This window comes from Fusibacter sp. (assembly GCF_057447755.1).
Map to the genome: position 1 here is coordinate 1 of NZ_JBVBZF010000281.1, position 4,625 is coordinate 4,625.

Sequence of the window (4,625 nt, forward strand, 5' to 3'; positions counted from 1 at the left end):
GCAATCGAAGAAGCACATACAGTCTTGGCTTCACAATTTATCAATGAGCAATTTGCTCTATTAGCAGGTTTACCTGAGGAACAAATGGGACTTGGACACGCGTTTGAAATGAATCCAGATACTGAAGATGGCTTCTTATTAGAGCTCTCACAAGCACAAATGGCGCGCGAAATCTTCCCGAATGCTCCTTTAAAATATATGCCACCAACAAAATATATGACAGGTAACATTTTCAAAGGTCATATTCAAGATGCCTTGTTTAACACCATCTCAATTATGACAAACCAAGGGCTTCAATTATTAGGTATGATGACAGAAGCAATTCACACCCCGCTTCTTCAAGATAGAGCACTTGCAATTGAAAATGCAAAATACATCTTCAAAAACATGAGACATCTCGGTGATGAAGTTGAATATAAAAAAGATGGTATCATCCAAAAACGTGCTCAAGGTGTTCTTGCAGAGGCAGCTGACATGTTAAAAGATATTGAAAAAATCGGTATCATGTCCACAATTGAACAAGGTAAGTTCGCAGATGTAACACGTAAAATGGACGGTGGAAAAGGTCTTGACGGCGTTACGCAAAAAGGCGAAAATTACTTCAATCCATTTATTCCAATGATGCTAGGAGGTAACAAGTAATGAGTGTAAACAGCGGATTAGATTTAACGAGAGTTAAGCCTTACGGTGATACCATGAATGATGGTATGATGCAGTTTTCTTTTACTTTGCCAATTCCTTGCAACGAGGAGAGCAAAGAAGCTGCAAAGCAATTGCTCATGAAGATGGGTATTGACGAACCAGCAGTGGTTCATGCAGAAGACCTTGGTGTAGGCTATACGATGTTTGTTATGTACGGTAAATGTACGCATACAATCGACTATACTTCAATTGAAGTACCAAAAGTTGAGACGGATGTTATGGACAAATATGGTGTTGAAGATTACATCAAAGAAAACATCAAAAGAGATGTTGTGATCGTAGGTGCGTGCTCAGGAACGGATGCCCATACAGTTGGTATTGATGCCATTATGAACATGAAAGGTTATGATGGTCATTATGGTCTTGAGAGATACCATGGTATAAAAGCATACAACCTTGGCGCACAAGTTCCAAATGAAGAGCTTGTTGCAAAAGCGATTGAATTGAGTGCAGATGCTATTATCGTATCTCAAATCGTAACACAAAAGGACGTTCATATTCCAAATATGACCCAGCTTATTGAACTTTTAGAGTCTGAAGGTGTTCGCGATAAAATGATCGTTTGCGCCGGTGGTCCTAGAATTTCATATGAACTCGCAAAAGAAATCGGCTATGATGCTGGTTTTGGTACAGGCACTTATGCTGAAGATGTTGCATCCTTTGTGGTTCAACAACTTGTGGAAAGAAAGCTTGTGTAAACTACAAAGTTAGCACTTAAAAGTTTTAAAAGGTAAAAGTCAGTTGATTTATTTCAATTGATGATAAATTTTGTTGTTTCAAATTAAATTATTTATAAGCCAGAAGTCATCGATCCCTTGACTACTGGCTTTTTTTTAAAATTATAAATTAATATTAGGCGGCTTTTAAGTGTTTTTGAAAGAAATGAAATTTTGAATTTTTTTGATGCATCCTAGTTTGAAATCCAGATATTTAAGGCTTTCCAGTGGTAAACGATTTTATATAAAGAGAAGAAATGAATGTGAGAAAATTAAATTTGCAAGAAATATTACAAAATTATGACGATTGAAATGAATTTGCAATATGCATTTCACAATTTATTCACAATTGCGTCATAGTGTATACATAAGTGAATTTTATACTAAGACTATGTTAAGTGAATAGCTTAACTACCCCATAAACCCCAAACATTATTAACCCCAATTAATAACAAAACCCCAAAATGAATTCCCGAGTGGGTTCCCCCAAAAACTCCCACTCGAGCAATTCCCCCCTAAAAACATATTTAATTTTTTATGCTTCCGACGGTTTGTTGGAAGCATATTTTTTTTCAAAAATTGATTAAAAGGAATAGTTAATCCTAAAAAAATATTAATTGTCGGGTAAATTAACATTGAACCCCTTTGTAATCAAATATAAGGCAAAAATCAGTTCTTGAGTTGCTAAGGGTGCATTTAGAGCCATATATAATGGTGAAACTAAAGGGATGAGATTAAACATAAAAAGTAATGTAGAAATAAGTGTTAAGGCACAGCCTACATATCCCATAATGCATATCCAACGCGGGACTAGTTTGTACTGATAAAGAATCATGTTCATAATTGTGCTTCCTGTTATGTAGGCCAGCATTGTACCAACGTGATTAAGTAAATCTCTCAAGTGCCTTAAAAATTCGCCGAGTATTTCTAAGTAAGTGGTGTTAATGCCAATTTGATATATACGACTTAAAAAAACAAATAATAAAAGTAAGACAATTCCTATTAAATGAAATGCCAGGTTGATCATTCTAAAACCTAGATATTGATTTGATAATGATAAATTGAAGCTTCTTAATATAGGATATACATAGTAAGTAATTAAGCCATAGGTCAATACCATCAGAAGTTGAAAAAATGCACCACTATAAACATTGATCTCATGCCCGTATATATGTTTTAAATAGTCAGGTTTTTCTATGACATATACAACACTAAGAATACCAAATATAAATATTAATAAATGTAAAAGTCCTATATATCGTCCTTTTGATAAATTCATATACTTCCCCCAATCTCTAGTTAACTTTTATAAATACTTGAAAATAGATTGGAATTTTTCCTAAATCACACTTTTCTTCGACAAGCTGAAAACCATAATTGTTAAACTTGTCAAGAACTTGATCGTGAGAGAAAACGTTTATATTAGGGATAGCACCTGTTTTGCTGACAAGGGTTAGTGCTGTTGCAGTAAAAGATTTCTTTTCGCCGACATAAGGTGTACTAGCGATTAAATGACCTTTTGGCTTAATCAAACGACTGAACAAATTTATGGTTTCATCTAAATCAGCAACCAAATGAAGGACATTTAATGCAACGATAATATCAAAAGTATGCATTTGAGTATTATACTTGTCCAAAGTTGTAGCTAGAAATGAAACATTTTCAACTAGATGTCTTTCATTTGCTAAACGAATCATCTCATCTGAATAATCTATACCTATAACTTTATTAACTTCTTTTGCAAACAATACACTACTATCTCCTGTGGCACAACCAAAGTCCATCAAGGTGGCTTCCGATTTTAAATATGACTTAGCATTATTAATAAACTGGATTGTTTCTTTGTTGTCACTATTAGAAAATCGTTTCGCTTGCTTGTCCCAAAATTTTTTTGAATCGCTCATATCGAGTACCTCCTCTTAATCTTCCTTTGCCTCATAACTAAAAACTTCACCAATTTCGACACCAAATGCCATAGAAATTTTAAATGCGAGTTCTAAAGAAGGCGAGTATTTTCCTGCTTCGATTGAGATGATTGTCTGTCTGGAGACACCAGCCTTCTCAGCCAGTTGTTGCTGTGTCATTTCATTGGCAAAAAAGCGCAATGTACGGATGTTGTTAGTAATTTCAAACTTTTTAGCCATATCACACCCCTCTTCTATAGAGGTAGAGCTGGCTTATTCCAGAAATGATGGCACTGAGACAGAAGAAACAAAATAGAATATTGATCATCACAACAGGGGGATAGTTTAGCACCAGTGAAACTAGGGCCAATAGAAAACCTATACTTGTGGTGACAAATCCAAAGCGCATGGCCTTTGATTCTATGAGTTTGTCCATTTCGTCTTCAATGATTTCTAGTTCAACTCTCTTTTCAATTTCTAGATCATCACATTTCCCCTTTTCTATTTGCGTCTTAACTGCAATGGATATTGAGAGCAGAATATGAAAGACTATTTGTATGATAATAGAGGCAATGATCCCTATGCCAATAAAGACAAGCATCGTTGTTGCCCAAAATTTGAGATTGTCCATATTTGAAGAAAACTTATTGGAAGCATAGATAAGATAGGCTACTAATAACAAAATTTCAGTGATAATAGAGACTAAGGTCTTTTTTTCTTGATAAAACATATCAACACACTCCTTTTCAATAAAATGTAATACTTTATGTACTTAGTGTAATACCAAATTTACTTAATGTCAAATATATTTTACATTTGTTCTTGTAAAAAACACTTCATCATTGGAATGGCTTACTGAGTCGTATAAGCTGTGAGCTTTCCAAAGAGAAGTGTTTTTAATTTTGAATACATACTGATTAACTAAAATTCAATGGTTTGCTTGCTTGCATCAAGCTTAATCACTCGGCCAAAGGCCAAAGTAGGTTGTGGATAGTTATGCCCAGCTCTTAAATTGCCTAAAATCGGTTTTTCAAAAGGGACCAAAACTTCTCTAAAGATGGTTGTCAAATCGAGATCTGAGCCTCCAAAGCCCTTTACTTCAGGTTGGCAGTCCGTAAAAGAGCCTAAAATAATGCCTTGGCAATCCTCGAATTTACCTGCTAGCGCAAGCGACGTTAGCATTTTGTCTATTTTATAGTTGGGTTCGGCAATTTCTTCAATAAAAAGGATTTTCCCCTTTGTATTGACCTCAAAGGGTGAGCCCAATGTAGCCGTTAACAAGGAGAGGTTTCCTCCGATTAAC

The 4,625-nt window shown here is 35.0% G+C and carries 6 protein-coding genes and 1 pseudogene; 2 read left to right on the forward strand and 5 right to left on the reverse strand.

Annotated elements, in window-relative coordinates:
- Nucleotides 1–642 (forward strand): lysine 5,6-aminomutase subunit alpha TIM-barrel domain-containing protein (locus tag AC220I_RS18455; protein ID WP_486725335.1); only part of this gene is annotated, 642 nt, incomplete at its 5' end.
- On the forward strand, nucleotides 642–1,400 hold the full coding sequence (gene kamE / locus AC220I_RS18460) for a lysine 5,6-aminomutase subunit beta (RefSeq protein WP_486725336.1): 759 nt from the start codon (nucleotides 642–644) through the stop codon (nucleotides 1,398–1,400). The genes AC220I_RS18455 and kamE, both read left to right, overlap by 1 nt.
- A 631-nt stretch (nucleotides 1,401–2,031) precedes the next feature.
- On the opposite strand, the gene AC220I_RS18465 is transcribed toward kamE, so the two are convergent.
- The 5 genes and pseudogenes from AC220I_RS18465 to AC220I_RS18485 form a co-directional block, all read right to left on the reverse strand.
- Nucleotides 2,032–2,697 carry a DUF4386 domain-containing protein gene (locus tag AC220I_RS18465; RefSeq protein WP_486725337.1) on the reverse strand — a complete coding sequence of 222 codons (666 nt, stop codon included), beginning with the start codon at nucleotides 2,695–2,697 and terminating at the stop codon, nucleotides 2,032–2,034.
- 16 nt (nucleotides 2,698–2,713) lie between these two features.
- Nucleotides 2,714–3,322 carry a class I SAM-dependent methyltransferase gene (locus tag AC220I_RS18470; RefSeq protein ID WP_486725338.1) on the reverse strand — a complete coding sequence of 203 codons (609 nt, stop codon included), beginning with the start codon at nucleotides 3,320–3,322 and terminating at the stop codon, nucleotides 2,714–2,716.
- A 15-nt stretch (nucleotides 3,323–3,337) separates the two neighbouring features.
- Nucleotides 3,338–3,562, reverse strand: coding sequence for a helix-turn-helix transcriptional regulator (locus AC220I_RS18475; RefSeq protein ID WP_486725339.1), 225 nt, complete (start codon nucleotides 3,560–3,562; stop codon nucleotides 3,338–3,340).
- Nucleotide 3,563: 1 nt separating this feature from the next.
- Nucleotides 3,564–4,052, reverse strand: coding sequence for a hypothetical protein (locus tag AC220I_RS18480; RefSeq protein ID WP_486725340.1), 489 nt, complete (start codon nucleotides 4,050–4,052; stop codon nucleotides 3,564–3,566).
- A gap of 191 nt (nucleotides 4,053–4,243) precedes the next feature.
- Nucleotides 4,244–4,625 (reverse strand): annotated as a pseudogene (locus AC220I_RS18485) (S66 peptidase family protein); the annotation flags it as partial.